Annotated in this window: 14 protein-coding genes and 1 pseudogene; 1 reads left to right on the top strand and 14 read right to left on the bottom strand. The window is 42.9% G+C overall.

Annotation, left to right across the window (positions count from 1 at the left end; all coding sequences use genetic code 11):
- Position 1 precedes the first annotated feature (1 nt).
- The 7 genes and pseudogenes from EUBREC_RS05235 to aspS all read right to left on the bottom strand — a co-directional run bounded on the left by EUBREC_RS05235 (position 2) and on the right by aspS (position 8296).
- A complete protein-coding gene (locus tag EUBREC_RS05235) occupies positions 2-1066 on the bottom strand; it encodes a metallophosphoesterase family protein (protein ID WP_012742035.1) in 1065 nt (354 codons plus the stop codon).
- A gap of 121 nt (positions 1067-1187) precedes the next feature.
- The gene (clpX, locus tag EUBREC_RS05230) at positions 1188-2717 is read right to left on the bottom strand and encodes an ATP-dependent Clp protease ATP-binding subunit ClpX (RefSeq protein ID WP_012742034.1); all 1530 of its coding nucleotides are present in this window, start codon (positions 2715-2717) and stop codon (positions 1188-1190) included.
- 159 nt (positions 2718-2876) lie between these two features.
- Positions 2877-4304, bottom strand: coding sequence for an Asp-tRNA(Asn)/Glu-tRNA(Gln) amidotransferase subunit GatB (gene gatB / locus EUBREC_RS05225; RefSeq protein ID WP_012742033.1), 1428 nt, complete (start codon positions 4302-4304; stop codon positions 2877-2879).
- Positions 4305-4322: 18 nt separating this feature from the next.
- Positions 4323-5834, bottom strand: coding sequence for an Asp-tRNA(Asn)/Glu-tRNA(Gln) amidotransferase subunit GatA (gene gatA, locus EUBREC_RS05220; protein ID WP_012742032.1), 1512 nt, complete (start codon positions 5832-5834; stop codon positions 4323-4325).
- A 17-nt stretch (positions 5835-5851) separates the two neighbouring features.
- Positions 5852-6148 (bottom strand): Asp-tRNA(Asn)/Glu-tRNA(Gln) amidotransferase subunit GatC, encoded by a 297-nt coding sequence (gatC, locus tag EUBREC_RS18280; RefSeq protein ID WP_306748814.1) that lies wholly within the window; start codon positions 6146-6148, stop codon positions 5852-5854.
- Positions 6149-6370: 222 nt separating this feature from the next.
- Positions 6371-6691 (bottom strand): annotated as a pseudogene (locus EUBREC_RS18275) (GNAT family N-acetyltransferase); the annotation flags it as partial.
- 273 nt (positions 6692-6964) lie between these two features.
- Positions 6965-8296, bottom strand: a complete 1332-nt coding sequence (gene aspS / locus EUBREC_RS05210) for an aspartate--tRNA(Asn) ligase (protein ID WP_041253949.1) — start codon at positions 8294-8296, stop codon at positions 6965-6967.
- A gap of 608 nt (positions 8297-8904) precedes the next feature.
- Between aspS and EUBREC_RS05205 the strand changes: the two genes are divergently transcribed.
- Positions 8905-9738 (top strand): Cof-type HAD-IIB family hydrolase, encoded by an 834-nt coding sequence (locus tag EUBREC_RS05205; protein ID WP_012742028.1) that lies wholly within the window; start codon positions 8905-8907, stop codon positions 9736-9738.
- A gap of 19 nt (positions 9739-9757) precedes the next feature.
- Here EUBREC_RS05205 and EUBREC_RS05200 read toward each other — a convergent pair whose 3' ends face one another.
- The 7 genes from EUBREC_RS05200 to EUBREC_RS05170 all read right to left on the bottom strand — a co-directional run bounded on the left by EUBREC_RS05200 (position 9758) and on the right by EUBREC_RS05170 (position 17104).
- A complete protein-coding gene (locus EUBREC_RS05200) occupies positions 9758-10213 on the bottom strand; it encodes a hypothetical protein (RefSeq protein WP_012742027.1) in 456 nt (151 codons plus the stop codon).
- A gap of 67 nt (positions 10214-10280) precedes the next feature.
- A complete protein-coding gene (locus EUBREC_RS05195; RefSeq protein WP_012742026.1) occupies positions 10281-13421 on the bottom strand; it encodes an ATP-binding domain-containing protein in 3141 nt (1046 codons plus the stop codon).
- Between the two features lie 26 nt (positions 13422-13447).
- Entirely contained in the window at positions 13448-14092 is a 645-nt protein-coding gene (locus EUBREC_RS05190) for an HAD family hydrolase (RefSeq protein ID WP_012742025.1), read from the bottom strand.
- Positions 14093-14121: 29 nt separating this feature from the next.
- A complete protein-coding gene (locus tag EUBREC_RS05185; RefSeq protein ID WP_012742024.1) occupies positions 14122-14667 on the bottom strand; it encodes a prolyl-tRNA synthetase associated domain-containing protein in 546 nt (181 codons plus the stop codon).
- A gap of 78 nt (positions 14668-14745) precedes the next feature.
- Positions 14746-15237 carry a low molecular weight protein-tyrosine-phosphatase gene (locus EUBREC_RS05180; protein WP_080515334.1) on the bottom strand — a complete coding sequence of 164 codons (492 nt, stop codon included), beginning with the start codon at positions 15235-15237 and terminating at the stop codon, positions 14746-14748.
- Between the two features lie 228 nt (positions 15238-15465).
- Positions 15466-16170: a hypothetical protein gene (locus tag EUBREC_RS05175; protein WP_012742022.1), complete on the bottom strand. Its 705-nt coding sequence runs from the start codon at positions 16168-16170 to the stop codon at positions 15466-15468.
- 13 nt (positions 16171-16183) lie between these two features.
- Positions 16184-17104: a DUF4268 domain-containing protein gene (locus EUBREC_RS05170; RefSeq protein WP_012742021.1), complete on the bottom strand. Its 921-nt coding sequence runs from the start codon at positions 17102-17104 to the stop codon at positions 16184-16186.
- Positions 17105-17322: the final 218 nt, after the last annotated feature.

Here is a 17322-nt window from a genome sequence, read left to right as displayed (position 1 = left end):
TCTAAATCTCCTCCCCGCTAAGCGCCGATATACCACACCTGATGACCTCAGACTTCTGCTCCTCGGTCATATCTGAGCCAAGCACCATCCGTATGAACTCACCCTTAAGTGATGCATCCTTTTCGTATTCACTGTAATTGATGAGAAGTCTTGTCTCATCATACACCTTTTCATAGTAGAAATATTCCTCGAACATATCCTTGAGGAAATCTGTGTTTATCTCACAATCCACGTCCACCTCACCTACAAGCACGAACTTTACCATGCTTCTCGATGAATATTCACTGTCCGAAATGGCCTTTTCCATCTTCACAGCCACATCCTGTGTGGTCATAGCTCCTGTCACATCCACATACAGCGTGTAGAGGCTCCTGTACGCAAACGGTACAAAGCTAAAGCCTGCCGTGAGCTTCTCATCATCTATATCAAGCACCACAAAGCCTTTTTGTCCGCACTCATCAAAGCCTCTTCCCTCTAAGCAGCCGCTATAGCAGTACATGCCACGGTTGTCAAGCTGTCCGCTCTGATACTCATGCACATGACCGAGTGCGAGATAATCAATGCCCTTATTCTTAAGGTCGCCTGTGGAAATCTCATCACCGAGCTGTCCGTGGAGAGTGACAACGTTGTAATTGTCATTGTCGAGCACAAGAGAATTGTACATAACAGCCTGGTTAGACTTGTCTATCTCAAGACCTGTTATTGTGATATTCCCATAGCTGTATGAGGTCCACTGATTAGAAAAAAGCTTAAGATTTTCAGGGATTTCATCGAGCTTCGATATGAAATTGTCCGAGTCGTGATTACCCTTAAGATAATAGAAATCAATATCCGGATTTGACGTAATCGAATCCTTTACCAGATTTCTGGCAGTCGCTGACACATTTCTCGTATCAAATAAATCGCCTGCTATGATAATCGCCTTTACATCGTTATTTCTGGCGTACTCTATCATCCTTGAATATGTACGCAGTATTTCCATTTTTCTCTCTTTTGCCTGCTCCTTTGACAGATTCGAGGTCATCTTCGAATCCAGATGCAGGTCTGCACAGTGGATAATTTTCATTTTTCCAATTCCTCTTGATATATGAACGTTTATAAATCATTACAGACTACACATAGATTCATTACGCATAGCCTTGTTGCATCATTTACAGCCAATTCACAATTTCATAATCATTTAACTATTAAACGTGCTGACTGTCTGCAAGCTCAGGTGTACCTCTCATCTGAATGAGCGGGCCACCCTTCTTCTCCACATAGTCCTTAGTGATTGTAACCGTGCCGATATTGTCATCCTTTGGTATCTCATACATGATATCGAGCATGAAATCCTCTATAATCGCACGAAGAGCTCTGGCTCCGACCTTCTTTTCCTTTGCCATCTTGGCAATGGCATAAAGCGCATCATCGTCGAACTCAAGCCTTACCTCATCCATCTCAAGGAGCTTCTGATACTGCTTGATAATGGCATTCTTTGGCTCCTTCAATATCTTTACAAGCATATCCTCGGTGAGCGCCTCAAGTGAGAACATGATAGGAAGTCGTCCGATAAACTCAGGAATCATTCCGAATTTGCGGATATCATCAACAGTTGCCTGCATGAGCAGGTTTTCATCCCCATCATACTTGTCCTTCAAATCAGCCTTGAAGCCTATAGAAGCCTCCTTGTTCAGGCGCTCCTTTATGATATCCTCAAGTCCCGGGAAAGCACCTCCGCATATAAAGAGAATATTTCTCGTGTCAACTGTGGTCATCGGAACCATGGCATTCTTGCTGCTGGCACCAACCGGCACCTCAACCTCTGATCCCTCTAAAAGCTTAAGCATACCCTGCTGCACTGACTCTCCGCTCACATCACGCTGGTTGGCATTTCTCTTCTTTGCAAGCTTGTCTATCTCATCTATAAAAATGATACCGTGCTCAGCTCTCTCCACGTCATTATCTGCAGCCGCAAGAAGCTTACTTACCACACTTTCGATATCGTCACCGATATATCCGGCCTCAGTAAGTGATGTGGCATCTGTTATGGCAAGTGGCACATCTAAAAGCTTTGCAAGAGTCTTTACGAGATATGTCTTTCCTGAACCTGTAGGTCCGATCATGAGCATATTTGATTTCTCAATCTCCACACCATCATATTTATTTGAAGCCTGCTTTGCAGTGGTGTTCTCTTCCTGCGCCTTATGCTTATTGTCAGCCATGACACGCTTGTAGTGGTTATATACTGCAACCGACATGACCTTCTTTGCATGCTCCTGACCTACCACATAGTCATCAAGACTTGCCTTGATCCTATGCGGTGCAGGAATTGAGTGAATGTCAAGAATCGGCTCGACCTTTTTCTCTTCCTTTGGTTTTTTCTTCTTAAGCTTCTGGCTGTTTGGTATGCCTCCTGTCAGATCTGACAAATTTATCATGCTGATATTGGGCATATTGCCAAAATCCATATTGCTTATATTTCCCAGATTTCCGAGGTTGCCAAAATTACCGTTGCTCATGGAGTCAAAGGTCTTTTGCATACAATCGTTGCAGATGCACAGGTTCGGCTGGATATGTATCATCTTTCCTGCCACGCTCTCCGGTCTGCGGCAGATATAGCAGACATCCTCGTAGTCGTTTGACTTGTTATCGTTTGTATTATCTATGTTATTTGTAGTTTCTCCATTATTATCCTGAATATTGTCAGGTACTTCCTTGAAATCATCATTATTCATAGGTGAATTACCGCCTTTGTATCATTTAGCTGCTTTATCAGCCATTTAACTATTATACACTACTGAATAAATGCGTGCAAGCAAGCTGAGGCGCTTTTGAAAAAAAAGAACCGACAGATCAAAAGACCTGCCGGATCCATTTTCTTAATATCTATCCAATTATAACAACTCCATAAGAAGCTTATTGACAACAGCAGGATTTGCCTTGCCCTTTGTGGCCTTCATGGTCTGACCTACAAGTGCTCCGATGGCTTTCTTCTTGCCATTGTGATAATCCTCAACTGCCTGTGGATTTGCATCGATGACAGCCTGGATTGTAACTTTAAGCTCACCCTCATCATTCATGCTCTTAAGACCGTTCTCCTCGACATACTGCTCAGGATCAATATCCTCCCGGAATATTTTCTCAAATACTTCCTTGGCAACAGATGAGTTGATCGTGCCTGCATCCACCAGATCTACAAGCTTTGCAAGGTTTACAGGTGAGAATTTTATCGCATCTGCATCCATATCATTATCCTTTAACAATCGCATTGTCTCAACCATCAGCCAGTTTGAAACCTTCTTCGGCTTGCCGCAGAGCTTTGTGGCAGCCTCAAATATGTCTGCCATATGCTTTGACTCTGTGAGAATCTTTGCATCATACTCAGGGATGTCGTATTCCTTCTTGTAGCGTGCAAGCTTCTGTGGACGAAGCTCAGGTTGCTTTGCCTTTATCTGTGCAATCCATTCATCAGATACGACGATTGGCACGAGGTCAGGCTCAGGGAAATATCTGTAGTCCTGCGCATCCTCTTTTGAACGCATGGCATGTGATGATTCCTTGTTGTCATCCCATCTACGTGTCTCCTGTACTACCTTTCTGCCCATCTCAAGAAGCTCTATCTGACGCTCACGCTCACCCTCGATGGCATGTGCGATAGCCTTGAAGGAGTTAAGGTTTTTCATCTCCGTACGTGTACCAAACTTCTTTGCGCCCACCTCTCTGACTGAGATGTTGACATCGGCACGCATTGAGCCCTCATTCAATTTACAGTCAGATGCTCCGAGATACTGGATGGTCTGACGCAGAGTCTCAAGGTATGCGATAACCTCCTCAGCGGAGCGCATATCAGGCTCTGATACTATCTCTATAAGAGGTACTCCGGAACGGTTGTAATCTACGATAGATACGTCCTCCCACTCGTCATGTACGAGCTTTCCGGCATCCTCCTCCATGTGGATTTCATGGATTCTGACGTTTTTCTTTCCGTTTGCTGTCTCAATCTCCACTGAACCGTTGCGGCAGATTGGCAGATAAAGCTGTGATATCTGATAGTTCTGCGGGTTATCCGGATAAAAATAGTTCTTTCTGTCAAATTTGCTGTACTGTGTGATGGTACAGTTGGTGGCAAGTCCTACTGCCACTGCGTACTCTACAACCTGCTTGTTTAAAACAGGAAGTGAGCCCGGCTGTCCTGTGCAGACAGGACATGTATGTGTATTTGGTGCGCCTCCGAATGCTGTGGAGCAGGCGCAAAAGATCTTTGTTTTTGTAGCTAACTCTACATGGACCTCAAGTCCGATGACTGTCTCATAGTTTTTCATATCCTTTTTGCCTCCTTCCTACTGTGCACCGGCAGATTTATTGGTATCTGCTGTATTTTTGTTACTGTATTCCTCCGCAATAGTGCTGCGCTTAAGCTCTCTTGTTTTTTCAAAGCTGTAGGCTGCGCGGATGATATTCTTCTCCTTAAAGCAGTCTCCGATGAGCTGTAATCCGATTGGAAGTCCGTTTTTGTCCATGCCGCACGGAAGCGATATTCCCGGAAGACCTGCAAGGTTTACAGATATGGTGTAGATATCACCAAGGTACATCTGGATTGGATCACTTAAGCTCTCTCCAAGCTTTGGAGCTGTGGTTGGTGCTGCCGGTCCGAGTATCACATCATATTTGGCAAAGGCATCATCAAAGGCTTTTTTGATAAGTGCTTTTACCCTTAATGCCTTTAAGTAATATGCATCATAATATCCTGATGAGAGTACGAAGGAGCCGAGCATGATTCTTCTCTTTACCTCAGGTCCAAAGCCCTCAGAACGCGATTTCTTGTACATGTTGTGAAGGTCTGTGTACTCCTTTGTACGGTATCCGTATTTGACACCGTCGAATCTGGCAAGGTTTGAGCTTGCCTCAGCACAGGCGATTACATAGTACGCAGGAATGGCATACTCTACAAGTCCGAGGTCAAATTCCTCCACAACAGCACCTTTTTTCTTTAATTCATCTGCCGCTGCAAGGATTGCCGATTTTACCTCCGGGTCAAGTCCATCTCCGAGATAATCCTTTGGAATACCAATCTTCATACCCTTTACGTCATCGACAAGCGCCTCTGTAAACTTCAAATCGTCTCTGTTTACTGATGTCGAATCCTTCGTATCATATGAAGCGATTGCCTCAAGTATAATAGCACAGTCTGTGACATCCTTTGCGATAGGTCCAATCTGGTCAAGCGATGAGCCATAGGCAATGAGTCCATATCGTGAAACTGTGCCGTAGGTTGGCTTGATTCCTGTCACACCACAAAAGGAGCTTGGCTGTCTGATTGATCCGCCTGTATCTGAACCGAGTGCAAACGGTACCTCCTCTGCTGCAACTGCTGCACAGCTTCCACCTGATGAACCTCCCGGTACGTGCTCTGTATTCCATGGGTTTTTGGTTGCTCCAAATGCAGATGTCTCTGTGGTGCTTCCCATGGCAAACTCATCCATGTTGGTTTTTCCAACGATGACACAGCCTGCATCCTCAAGGCGCTTAACAGCCTCCGCTGTGTAGGTCGGGATGAAATTGTAGAGTATCTTTGATGAACATGTGGTGAGAAGCCCTTCTGTACACATGTTATCCTTTATGGCTACAGGCACACCCGCAAGCGCTCCTTTTAGCTCTCCCGCATCAATTTTTGCCTGAACCTCTGCTGCTTTTTTAAGTGCACCCTCTTCGTCTATTGTGACAAAGCTGTTTATCTTTTCTTCTTTTGCTTTTATAGAAGCAATGGCAGCCTTTACAGCCTCTTCCACTGTAACTTCCTTTGCCTGTATTTTCTTGCCGAGTTCCACGGCAGTTAAAGACATTAAATCCATTTTTCTCCTCCTTGCCGTTATTCGCCGATTGTCTTTGGTACCTTGAATCCGCCGTCCTTCTTGACCGGTGCATTGGCAAGTGTTGCTTCACTTCCGTCACCGTTTGTGACAACATCATCTCTGAATACATTGTTTACAGGGAATACGTGGCTCATAGGCTCAATTCCCGAAGTATCAAGCTCCTCAAGCTTGTCGATATAATCAAGCATATCTGCCATATCCTTCTTGGCAGCCTCTGCCTCCTCCGGTGAAAGCTCAAGCTTTGCAAGGATTCCAACATACTCCATAGTCTCATCAGAGATTACGTTTCTCATGACTCCGTCCTCGCCCATCACCTTTGTGGTAACAGCCTGCTGCTCAGGAGTCTCCTCCTCAGGTTCCTCGTCAAGTGCTGCACTTCTGACCTTTGCATATACCGCTTCATCGCATATACCCTGATTGTTGAAGCCTGCATGGCGTAAAGTACCCTCATAATCCATGCCTGCCGCAACCATCACCTTGCCGGAATTTGGATTTTCAGTATCATGTCTGGCCCATATGCGTCCTGCACCGACCTCATTGATAAAAAATCTGATGATAGCTGTGAGTGCCTCTGTCATATAACCGTTATTCCAGAAACGCTTTCCGATACAATAACCGATTTCAACCGACTCAACTCTCTCATCAGTTTTAATTGCACTTATAGTTCCGATAGGCTGCTCGAGATCATTAAGCTCAATAGCCCACTGATAAAAATCTTTTTCGTCATACTTAGATATCCATTCTTTTAAAATAGTCTCTGTAGTATCAACACTTTCATGCGCCGGCCATGTAAGATATTTTGTCACTTCCGGGTCATTCGCCCAGTTGTAAAACATGTTCTCGGCATCTTCTATTTCAAATCTTCGAAGAGTAAGCCGCTCTGTGGCGATTTCTCTTGTTCCTATATGATTCATACGATATCCTTTCTCTCTTTCCTGATATTTTATTTTTTGGGAAATGTACCAATATCTGCCCAGGGTGCGCTAAACACTCTGCAACGCATGGGTGTATATATATTGCGAAGACAAATTTTTAACAGTTCCGACGCTCACAGCCTGTAATACCACACAGCCTGCATGCGCACCCGCCACAACCCCAGAAGCTGTGACCTATGGCTCCAATCTGCTGAGATCACGAGGAAACAGTGTTGCCTCACGCACATTGTCCTCTCCGATAAGCTGCATAGTAAGTCTCTCAAGTCCTATTCCAAGACCTCCATGTGGCGGCATGCCGTACTTAAAGGCTGAAAGATAGCTCTCCATACCCTCTGTCTCCATGCCACGCTTTGCGATTTTTTCCATAAGCTTGTTGTAGTCGTGGATTCGCTGGCCGCCTGTTGTGATCTCAAGACCTCTGAAAAGCAGGTCAAAGCTTAAGGTGTATGTCTCGTCTGCCGGATCATCCATGGCATAGAACGGTCTCTTCTTTGAAGGATAATGTGTGACAAATACAAAATCACTGCCATACTCTTCCTTGAAGTACTGTCCGATAAGTACCTCCTCCTCCGGCTCTAAGTCGAATGGGTTTCTGAACTGTCTGTTATATTTTTCTGCAACACGCTGCTTTGCCTCGTCAAATCTGACTCTTGGTATGCTTGTCACGTCAGGCAGCTTAATCTTTAAAAGCTCAAGCTCCTTGGCGTATGAGGTCTTTAAAAGCTCCATGGTGTACTGCAAAAAACCGGTCTCCATCTCCATGATATCCTCGAAGCCGTCAATGTAGCCCATCTCGAAATCGAGTGATGTATACTCATTCAGATGTCTCTTTGTATTGTGCTTTTCTGCTCTGAAAACAGGTGCAGTCTCAAAGACCCTGTCAAAGACACCTACCATCATCTGCTTGTAAAACTGCGGGCTCTGCTGTAATATAGCCGGTCTGTGGAAATATTCAAGCTTGAAGAGGTTGGCGCCTCCCTCGGCTGACTTTGCACCAAGCTTTGGCGTATGAATCTCTGTAAATCCATTATTATAAAGGAAATCCCTAAAGCCCCTTGTGATGCCCTCCTGTATACGGAACGTAGCACGCTCTCTTGGATTTCTGAGTGCCACTGCCCTGTTATTGAGCTTTGCCTCAAGCGAAGTATTCAGTTTCCATTTGTTGATCTGAAGCGGCATAGGCTCCGCCGGCTCAGATAAAATTATGATAGTGTCAAGACGAAGCTCGAAGCCGTTTGGAGAACGGTCATCACTCTTGTATGTGCCGCATACCTCCACGGTATCTGCTTCCTTTAGATCATCGACGCTAAACTGGGATTTGCCCGGCTCGTATACACACTGTACGAGTCCGTCCCTGCGTCTTAAGACGATGAATGCAACCTCACCCATATCTCTTATGGTGTGAATCGCACCCTTTACTTTGATGTTTTTGCCCTCGTAGTCGCCTGCAAGAATTTCTGCGATACCGAGGTCTTCCTTTTGAACTGCTCCTGTTAAGAATTCCATATTTTTGTGCTCCTTTGATTTTTTAAGCGGGACGGAAAAAAAGCCCCGGAGCATATCAAATTAATGAAATGCTCCGGGGCGAAAATTCTAAAAATATTCCGCGGTACCACCCGCTTTGAGAAAAAGGACTGTTCCTGTTTCTCCACTCTTATCCGTAACGTGGATGAATCGTATCTGCCTACTTTTGATATATAAAAAGCTTAATTCACATACGATAAACCTATCTATGCAATAAACCATATCAATCGTTCAACAGATCTGCTCCGGTAGTGTTCCTGCAATCAGCTCTTCCAAACAGCGCTCTCAGTCGGTGACGCTGTATTCCTGTCGGTGTCTGGTGATCCAAGTCTCCTTCAACGCATTTATTGTTTTTTTGTTGTTTAACGTTATAACACAATAAACTTATTATTTCAACCCATCATAGTCAAAACTTAAGAAAATAAAGTATAGGAATATATTATAGTTTTTCTTAATTGTGGTTATAACAGAGCCTTCTTTTGCAACAATTATTAAATAAATTTAGGTCATTCCCTATTGCCTTTATTGAATTCGTATTGTAGAGTATATCTGGTATATGTAATTAATAATAATGAGGCAGGTAACACTTAATGAAAAAACTATTATTTTTTGATATAGACGGCACTCTCGTTGATTTCGGCAATAGCACCATGAGCCCATCAACCGCTGATGCTCTAATAAACGCAAAACAAAACGGTCACATGATTTTTCTTTGCACAGGACGTAGTTACAATCAGATTTATCCATCATTAAAAGCCTTTGATTTTGACGGCGTGGTGGCTGCTGCCGGCGGCTATGTCACTGTGGGTGATAAGGTAATTGCACATCATGTCTATGGGCAGAATCTGTTACAGAAGGTTCTTGACACTGTTGGTGACAACGACACAGGACTTATCTTCCAGACAAAGGATAAAAGCATCACCAACCACAAGTGGACCGACAAATTCATATCAGCATTCTCAAAGCAGTTTGACATGCATGTGATACAGGACAACCCGACATTTAAGGATATCGTGATTGATGATGAATTATCAAGCTTTTCTAATCGATACGCCGATGTTGAAAGCACCATCTACTGCAATTGCAACTACCACATTGATGATTTAAGAAAGCTCCTCGGCGATGAATTTGTAGTAACCCTGAGCAGCTTTAAAGAGCCTGAACCTTACAGCGGTGAGATTACATTGCGCGGTGTCAACAAGGCAACCGGCATACGTGATGTGGTAGAGTTTCTTCACATGAGTCAGGCTGATACAATAGGCTTTGGCGATGGCCAGAATGATTTTGATATGCTGCGCTACTGTGATATCGGTGTTGCCATGGGCAATTCCAGCGATGAAGTCAAGGCTGTAGCCGATATAGTGACAGACGATATCAAAGAGGATGGGCTTAAAAATGCCATGGTGCATCTTGGACTTGTCTAAAAATGCACCATGGCATACCCTATGCCTCAATATTCATAAATCTGTCCCACTCGCACTCGTCCTTTGATGCCGATACAATCAAGGTGTACGAGCGCTCATCTGTTCCGTCGAATACGAAGGTATAATTTTCATTCTCCTTCTCGATTAAATATGCGTATCCGTCAAGAAAATTGTTGAAGGTGTCGATATAATCTGTCTCCTCTATCTCCTCGTCAGCCGTGGTGTTCTTTAGGTTGCCATCGGCATCATATGTCTTAAAGCCCTCGCGTATGAATGAAATAATATTTGCATCTGAAAGCTTTAATATAAGGCCGTTTGTCCTCATATCACGGATATCTCTGTTTTTAGAATTATCTGCCTTTATAATTACGTTGTCAAGGCATATTTTGAAGGTGCCAAAGCTCATCATGATATCGCTCACATGCACATCCGAAAATTTGAAATGTGTAAACTCGTTTTCTGTCCTGAATTTCATCTGTTATCCTCCGTATATACTCATGCCGATATTTTATCAGATAATTTTGCTTTGGGCAACTTGCATTTTATAATGTGCCGTACAGCTCAAGTGTATGGCCTACACTGCCTGCACCTATAAAATAATAGTCGCTTTGAGTGTCACCGTCTGCAAAGATATACTGTCCGTACATCTTTATATTGCAAAAGAGTGCTGTGCGGCTTGATGCAGTAGCAATTCCATATCCCTTGTTTGACACGACAAGCGGCAGCCTCTGCTGTCTGCCTCCGAACGAAATATATCTGGCTTTGTTTGTCAAATCAGTAAGGTCTGTCGCAAGTATTCCCTTGGATTTGAGCTTTTCCGATTTATCCCAGTCAAAAAATGTGTAGCACTCTCCATTATTTAAAAGCCTTGGCTCTGTGGCATTTTCACTTACAAGGAGATTTCTGCCTGTATCAAAATACTGTATGGCTCCGTTTTTCTTTTCTATCCTTAGTATCAGCTTCTCCGTTTGAATCTCAATCAGTGATTTGGATTCCTTTGCCCCCCATTTGAAGTCTGTGTCGGCCTTTTGCTTCCAATAGGTTTTATGCGGCTTCACTCCGATTCCTTTTACAAAGATTACACGTACTATCTCCGGTGTGATTGGTATCACATAAAGTATGCCGTCCGCTGTGGCAATTTCAACATGTGATTTACCTTTTTTGAGCCATTTTACCGCAAACTTGCCCTTTGAATGTCCCTTTACATGAAGTATATCGTTGTCCGGGATTGAGCCGTATGCGTATGGGGAGGGATTGAGAGGGAGGCTGCTCTTTTTTGCAGCCTTACTTACTTCCCTAATCTTAATTTTATTTGCCATATCTGTAGCAGTACATTGTGTTTGATTTTCCCTGTCTTTTTTTACAAATGCAGATAAATCAAGCTTCTCATTTTCAGCCTTATTTGTCACCTGCTCAGGCTTTAATACAATGCGCGACGGACCAAAATACTCTCTTTCATCCATATCGCGTCTGCCATCAACACGCTTTTGCTCTTCTATCTCTTTTTCTGTCAGTTGCTGCTTTTCATATTCCTTTGCCTTGGTAAGCGGCTCTGCAGAAAACTCCTTCTGATGCCTGTTGGAAGGAGCAGGGTCTGCAATAAGCGTTGTCAGCCTGCCCCGGTGGAATACAGCAAGCTCATGAAGTGCACGGGTAGCCGCAACGTACAAAAGCTTCACATGACTATCATCAGCCGGATATTTTCTCTCTGATGGGTCAAACAGCAATACAGCATCAAACTCAAGTCCCTTTGTATACGCGACCGGAAGTACCATGACTCCTGCACCAAACTGTGCAGTTTCAATATCATCCTCTGCTATTTCTATATGTTTTTTAAGCTCAGCAGACACCTTGAGAGCCTCTGCCTCATCACGGCACACGACAGCTATCGTCTCATAGCCTTCACTCTGCCAGCCTTTTATCGTGTCAACCGATGCCGAAATCAGTGAGCGCACATTGGCATACTCCTCTATGCGCACTGCGTTTCCATGCCTGATAATAGGCTCCACCGGATAGATTGCAAAATCTCCATGGCGCAGTATCTCTGTTGCAAATTCTGAAATCTCAACAGTGTTTCTGTAGCTCTTTCGAAGCAGACCGAATGCGTCATATGTGCCTGTGAGTATCAGCTTTTTCAAGTCCTCCCAGTCATTTAAGCCATACTCAAAATGTATATTCTGCGAGGTATCGCCCATGATAGTGTATGTGCAGTTTCTGAGGCAGTAATGCAGACAGCAGTATGCCATCATGCCAAAATCCTGTGCCTCATCAATAACCACATGACTCGCCTCACGAACCGGATCTGTCTCCTTAATGCGCTTATAAATATACGCAAGTGCTGCCAGATCATACACATCAAATGAGTCCTTTGGAATATCTATATCATATTCCTTCTCCTTCTGACTAAGCAGAAAATCCCTGTAAAAATCATACACAGAGCCTTTCCAGTCATCCTTACCGAAATATGTTTTGTATTTTTTATCAAGCACCCTGCGCTCCTTTGCAGGGAACTTCACTTCCTTACCGAGAACCTCATTTTCATACTTCGAGTAAATTATCTCATTTAACATGAGGATTTTACTCTGCATGGAAAGAAGCGGATTATCATGCAGATAAGTGTCTATCAGCACCTTTCCCACAAGCAGATTGCCTGTTTTTTCCATGTAGACCTCATCTCTTGGAATACACTTTTCCTCGTAATCTAAACAGAATTTTTCAAGAGCTTCAAACCATTCTTTACTGCCCTTTATGCTGTTTCTACTGTCATTTTTGCTGACTTCATGTATGCTGTACTTTTTGTCATCCCAATCCTCGTACAAAAGCCTTGTAAAAAGCTGCTCCATAGTCATCTGTTTTATGCCGTACACATCAAGCTCCGGAAGCACGCTTGTAATATAGTTCAACAAAATGCGGTTACTGCCTATAATGTAGAAATCCTCCGGTCTGAAATCATCAGCATAATTATATAAAATGTACGATATCCTGTGCATTGCAACCGTTGTCTTTCCTGAGCCTGCAACTCCCTGCACAATGATATTCGTCTTTGGCGAACGGCGGATAATAAGGTTTTGCTCCTTTTGGATTGTCGCGATAATCTCTCCGAGCACTGCCTTTTTATTCTTAGCCAGATACTTTGTCAGAAGCTCATCATTTGCTACAACATCTGAATCAAAAAAGTCGATGAGCTTATCCTCCGCAATCTCATAGGTGCGCTTTCTGTTTAAATCAATCTCAAAAGTACCCTCTGAGCTCACCGTGTACTTACATGGTCCAAGACTGCTCTCATAATATACGGATGCAATCGGTGCTCTCCAGTCAATGACCACAGGCTCTGATGCATTCTTTGCAATACCGACTCTGCCTATATAGTAGGACTCCTGTGACTTCTGACGCGGATCCTTAAAATCTATTCTGCCAAAATACGGCTTTTTCCGCGCCTTTTCACATCTTACGATATTTCTCTCGTTCTCATGAAGCTGCGCTGTCGCATTGTTCCACAGGACAAGTCCCTCCTTGTCCTGCGCCTCGTAGACATCTCTTAAATCCTCTAAATCATCTGTCAGCTTTTTTACCGATTCCTTTGCACGGTCCAGATTATCCTGTGCAATCCCTATGATATTCTGAAGCTGTCTCTGCTCGTCTTTTAATGAAATTCCCGGTAAATCATTTTCTGTGCCCATCATGCCTCCACGACTTATATATGCTGTGATTATACTATACTTTTAATCTCATCTATCCTGTCAACACAGGCAAAAAGCATCTTTTTCAGCTCCTCATCAGGCTGTGTCAAATCCGGCACCATGACAACCTTACAGCCTGCAGAATATGCACTTTTGACACCATTTGGCGAATCCTCTACCGCCATACACTCCTCAGGTGCCAGCTTAAGCTCGCTGCATGCAAACTCATACACATCAGGTGCCGGCTTTCCATGCTCCACCATAGGTGCACAGATGATCTTGTCAAAATATCCGTAGAGCCCTATCTTTTTAAGATATTTCTCAGCTCTTTCTATATCATTCGCTGTGGAAATCGCTCTGTGAATGCCCTTTTCCTTCAAATATGTAAGTATCTCAATTGCACCGGGCTTAAGCTCAATACCCACCTTTTCCAGATGCTCCTCCATGATTTTTCTCCGATATGCCCTGATTTTATTATAATCCATATCCGGATCATGAAACATATCCTTAAGATGCTGCGGTGCATACGGCTGCCCGAGGCTTCGCATTGAAAGCGCCTGCTCATCTGTCATCTCGTAGCCGAATTGCTTAAGTGCCATCGGCCAGAAAATACGATAATATTTCTCCGTATCTATGAGTGTTCCGTCCATATCAAATAATACTGCTTTTACCATTGGTTCTCCTTACGTTCTGCCAGGCTTTACTATGCTTCACCTGTTAATTTTACCACTGTCATATCATGATGCATGGCCTTTATCACCGGGCCAAACATGTCCTTTGTCTTTATCCTGAGGCTGGAGGTATTTATGCATGGATGACATCCAACCCACTCACCTTTTAGCACATCCTCATCCACCAGAAGTCTGACCGCATTGTCATGGTCGTTCATCAGTCCCATCACACTGACTGAGCCCGGTGTGATATCCAGATATTTTTCCATATCCTGCGGACTTGCAAACGAAAGTCTCGCACTGCCTATCTGATGCGAGAGCTCTTTTGTCTTAAAGGTCTTGTCTCCCGGTATCATGAGCAGGTAAAAATCGGTTTTCTGGCGGTTGCACAGAAAAAGATTCTTGCAGATTGTTGCGCCGAGTGTCTTGTCAATCTCCTCACAAACCTCCATCGTAAATGCCGCCTCGTGGTCTATTCTCTGATATTCGATTCCCAGTTTGTCCAAAAAATCGTATGTACGAATTTCTTTATCCAGTCTGCCTGTGGTATCTGTCGGTCTTCCATTCTGTAATTGCATTTGTGCCTCCTGAAATTAATTATCGCAGCTGTGTTCAGCACCGTAACCGCTGCTATTATTCTCTTTTAATTGCTATAGCTATAGATTATACACCTCTTTTATGTATTCTAACAAGCCCCGGCATCCACTGATTACATCATCAAAGGTCGCATCAAAATCACCTGTATACCATGGATCTGCAACATCGCGCGCTGCTGTAAGCTTATGATTTGTCCCGTAATCAGCAAATGACAGCATCTTAAATATCTTCTGCTGACTGTCACTGCCACCTGCAATCCTTGTCATATTCCTGATATTTGCAGTGTCCATTCCAATCAGAAGGTCGTAGTACAAATAATCATCGCGTGTCATCTGTCTCGCGCGGTGTGGAATAAGAGGAATATGCTCCTCGTATAGTTTGTTTTTGGTGCCGTAGTGCGGCGGATTGCCTATTTCCTCACGGCTGGTCGCAGCTGAATCTATCTCGAAAACAGCATCGAGGTGCTGTCTGTGGACCAGATGGGTGAAGATGCTTTGGGCCATGGTGCTGCGGCAGATGTTGCCTAAGCAGATGAAAAGTACTTTTATCATAAAATTCTCCTGTTCTGAAATGCCCTATAATGCCGAGTTTTGCAAGGTTTTATCGACTTTTTCGAGCATCGTGTTTTTCTTATCTAAAACTACACTTTTTGCAAAATAACGCAAAACGGAGCAAATCAAGGCCTTGTGTAGTAGTCAAATCGTAGTCAGTTAAGGGGGTTCAGACTACGGATAGGGGTGTGCATTATTCAACAAAAGGGTGTGCAGAATAAGCCATTACTAATGTGCTACGTTTATTTCTTTGTTAGTATCCAAGTCAAACCCAATTTGCCAGAATCCCATATCAATCATTTTCATCTGTGGGTATGGTAAATCATACACTCTCATATTCTCTCTGACAGGTTCTAAACGAGATTCATTTCTTTCATAAAAATCTGCAAGCTGTAAAATAGACTTAATATTGTAACTTCCTGTAGCAACCTTTTGATTCTTGATGCCAGCAATAAAATACCTGTCATATGCCGGAACACATCCCATAGTTCCCATTAAAATTTTCGTAATCAGAGTATATGATAAGTTATTCTTCAAATCCTTCTCTTTTACATTCTTGCGAATAACATCATAATACTCACTCATAAATGCGTTCAATTCTATGAGTTTTTTCTGATTCACTTTGTTCTTCAGTTCTGAACAATTTATCCCCATCAATAAATCATATTTTTTATCCAATAGTTCTTCAATAACAGGTATATGTATCCTATAGTCTTTCTGCAAAAGAAACGAAGAACCTCTATACATTCCCCAACTCGCCAAGTAAAAAGCTAATTGTAAACTTAAGTAATCTACATCTGCATTATCTTTTTCTCTAGCATGATAAAAATTTGAATAGCAATGCTCCCATGAGCGATAACGTCCATTAGGATCCTTCTTCAAATTATTATAATAACTCATGGATGAAGATATCATCATATCTACTGTATCCATTGACATCACCTTCTTATAAGTACTTCTTAAATGCCTTCTTCATCTTCATGCAGACATCCATGATATAATCAAACTGCTGTGACCATGTGGCACGATTATCAAACGTCACTTCTTTTTCAATAATAATACGACTTGCCTTTCTTTCCGGCAGTTCTCTCCAATCAAGTACCAATCCCATCACTGATTCAATCTCATCTTTATGTAAAAGCAAATTTCTGAAAAGTTCCTTATCATCATTTATGTACAATTCAACATCAATCGCATTTCTTTTTTGGATTTGAGATACTGCGATATGACAAGCTGATGATCCAATACTAAAATCCATCCAATGATCTGTCGTTGGTTTTCTCTTATTAAATGCTTTGTTAAATTCTGCATTCTGAAAGGCATAATCATTGAACGCCTGCCAATATTCCAGTCTCTGCTGCTGTGTTGGATTTGTAGCAGTTGTCTTCTTAATCTCCTTCGTCCAATCATTTGGTCTTTCCACTACAGTAAATGATGGAGCAATATCAGAATCTCCTATCTGGAACAGCTTTATTTCACACAAGAAGAAACCTATCTTATCATCCGTATGGTTATTAAGCCACTCAACTGCTGCCTTGTGTTCCTCTCGTGCGTGTTTTACTACCCAGATAACCACATCTGCGTCTTTCCCGGATGCATAAGTAATCAGTTTGCCAAGATGGTCATGATCCGTGTCTTCTAATTGATTTTCAATGATAATCTTTCTATCGGTTCCTGTTTCAGATGCATAGATATCAACATTAAAGTCTCCAACAGATGATTCTGTCTCATCCACTGTAATATCAAGACCAACAGCATCTGCAAGCAGGTCAACATTCTCTGCTACCCAAGGGGTAAAGTTCAAAGCCTCATGTGGCCACACACTTCTTAAATCAGTTATTTCCTTTAATGTACCCAAGTTTATCATTATGCCTTATCCTCCAATCATAAAAGCATCCTACGATATCTCAGATGCCATTAACAGCCAACTATGTATAACAAAATATTTTTACTTTATTTTCAATTTACATTATATCAGCCAAGGCATATTTTTACCAGTCAAAAAGGCACACGAAATATACCCCGAAATATACCGCACAGTTTTTAATAAAAAAAGATGCCTTCCACTAGGAAAAACACCTCTCT

Source organism: Agathobacter rectalis ATCC 33656 (genome assembly GCF_000020605.1).
GTDB lineage: Bacteria > Bacillota > Clostridia > Lachnospirales > Lachnospiraceae > Roseburia > Roseburia rectalis.
This window is presented reverse-complemented; position numbering and strand designations above follow the sequence as displayed.

Excerpts from the sequence above, each read along its gene's own strand:
- EUBREC_RS05170 (WP_012742021.1), bottom strand. The coding sequence starts at position 17,104 with ATGATAAACTTGGGTACATTAAAGGAAATAACTGATTTAAGAAGTGTG.
- EUBREC_RS05190 (WP_012742025.1), bottom strand. The coding sequence starts at position 14,092 with ATGGTAAAAGCAGTATTATTTGATATGGACGGAACACTCATAGATACG.
- clpX (WP_012742034.1), bottom strand. The coding sequence starts at position 2,717 with ATGAATAATGATGATTTCAAGGAAGTACCTGACAATATTCAGGATAAT.
- EUBREC_RS05175 (WP_012742022.1), bottom strand. The coding sequence starts at position 16,170 with ATGGATACAGTAGATATGATGATATCTTCATCCATGAGTTATTATAAT.
- EUBREC_RS05180 (WP_080515334.1), bottom strand. The coding sequence starts at position 15,237 with ATGATAAAAGTACTTTTCATCTGCTTAGGCAACATCTGCCGCAGCACC.
- gatA (WP_012742032.1), bottom strand. The coding sequence starts at position 5,834 with ATGGATTTAATGTCTTTAACTGCCGTGGAACTCGGCAAGAAAATACAG.
- EUBREC_RS05205 (WP_012742028.1), top strand. The coding sequence starts at position 8,905 with ATGAAAAAACTATTATTTTTTGATATAGACGGCACTCTCGTTGATTTC.
- aspS (WP_041253949.1), bottom strand. The coding sequence starts at position 8,296 with ATGGAATTCTTAACAGGAGCAGTTCAAAAGGAAGACCTCGGTATCGCA.
- EUBREC_RS05235 (WP_012742035.1), bottom strand. The coding sequence starts at position 1,066 with ATGAAAATTATCCACTGTGCAGACCTGCATCTGGATTCGAAGATGACC.
- gatB (WP_012742033.1), bottom strand. The coding sequence starts at position 4,304 with ATGAAAAACTATGAGACAGTCATCGGACTTGAGGTCCATGTAGAGTTA.
- EUBREC_RS05185 (WP_012742024.1), bottom strand. The coding sequence starts at position 14,667 with ATGCAATTACAGAATGGAAGACCGACAGATACCACAGGCAGACTGGAT.
- gatC (WP_306748814.1), bottom strand. The coding sequence starts at position 6,148 with ATGAGAAACGTAATCTCTGATGAGACTATGGAGTATGTTGGAATCCTT.
- EUBREC_RS05195 (WP_012742026.1), bottom strand. The coding sequence starts at position 13,421 with ATGATGGGCACAGAAAATGATTTACCGGGAATTTCATTAAAAGACGAG.
- EUBREC_RS05200 (WP_012742027.1), bottom strand. The coding sequence starts at position 10,213 with ATGAAATTCAGGACAGAAAACGAGTTTACACATTTCAAATTTTCGGAT.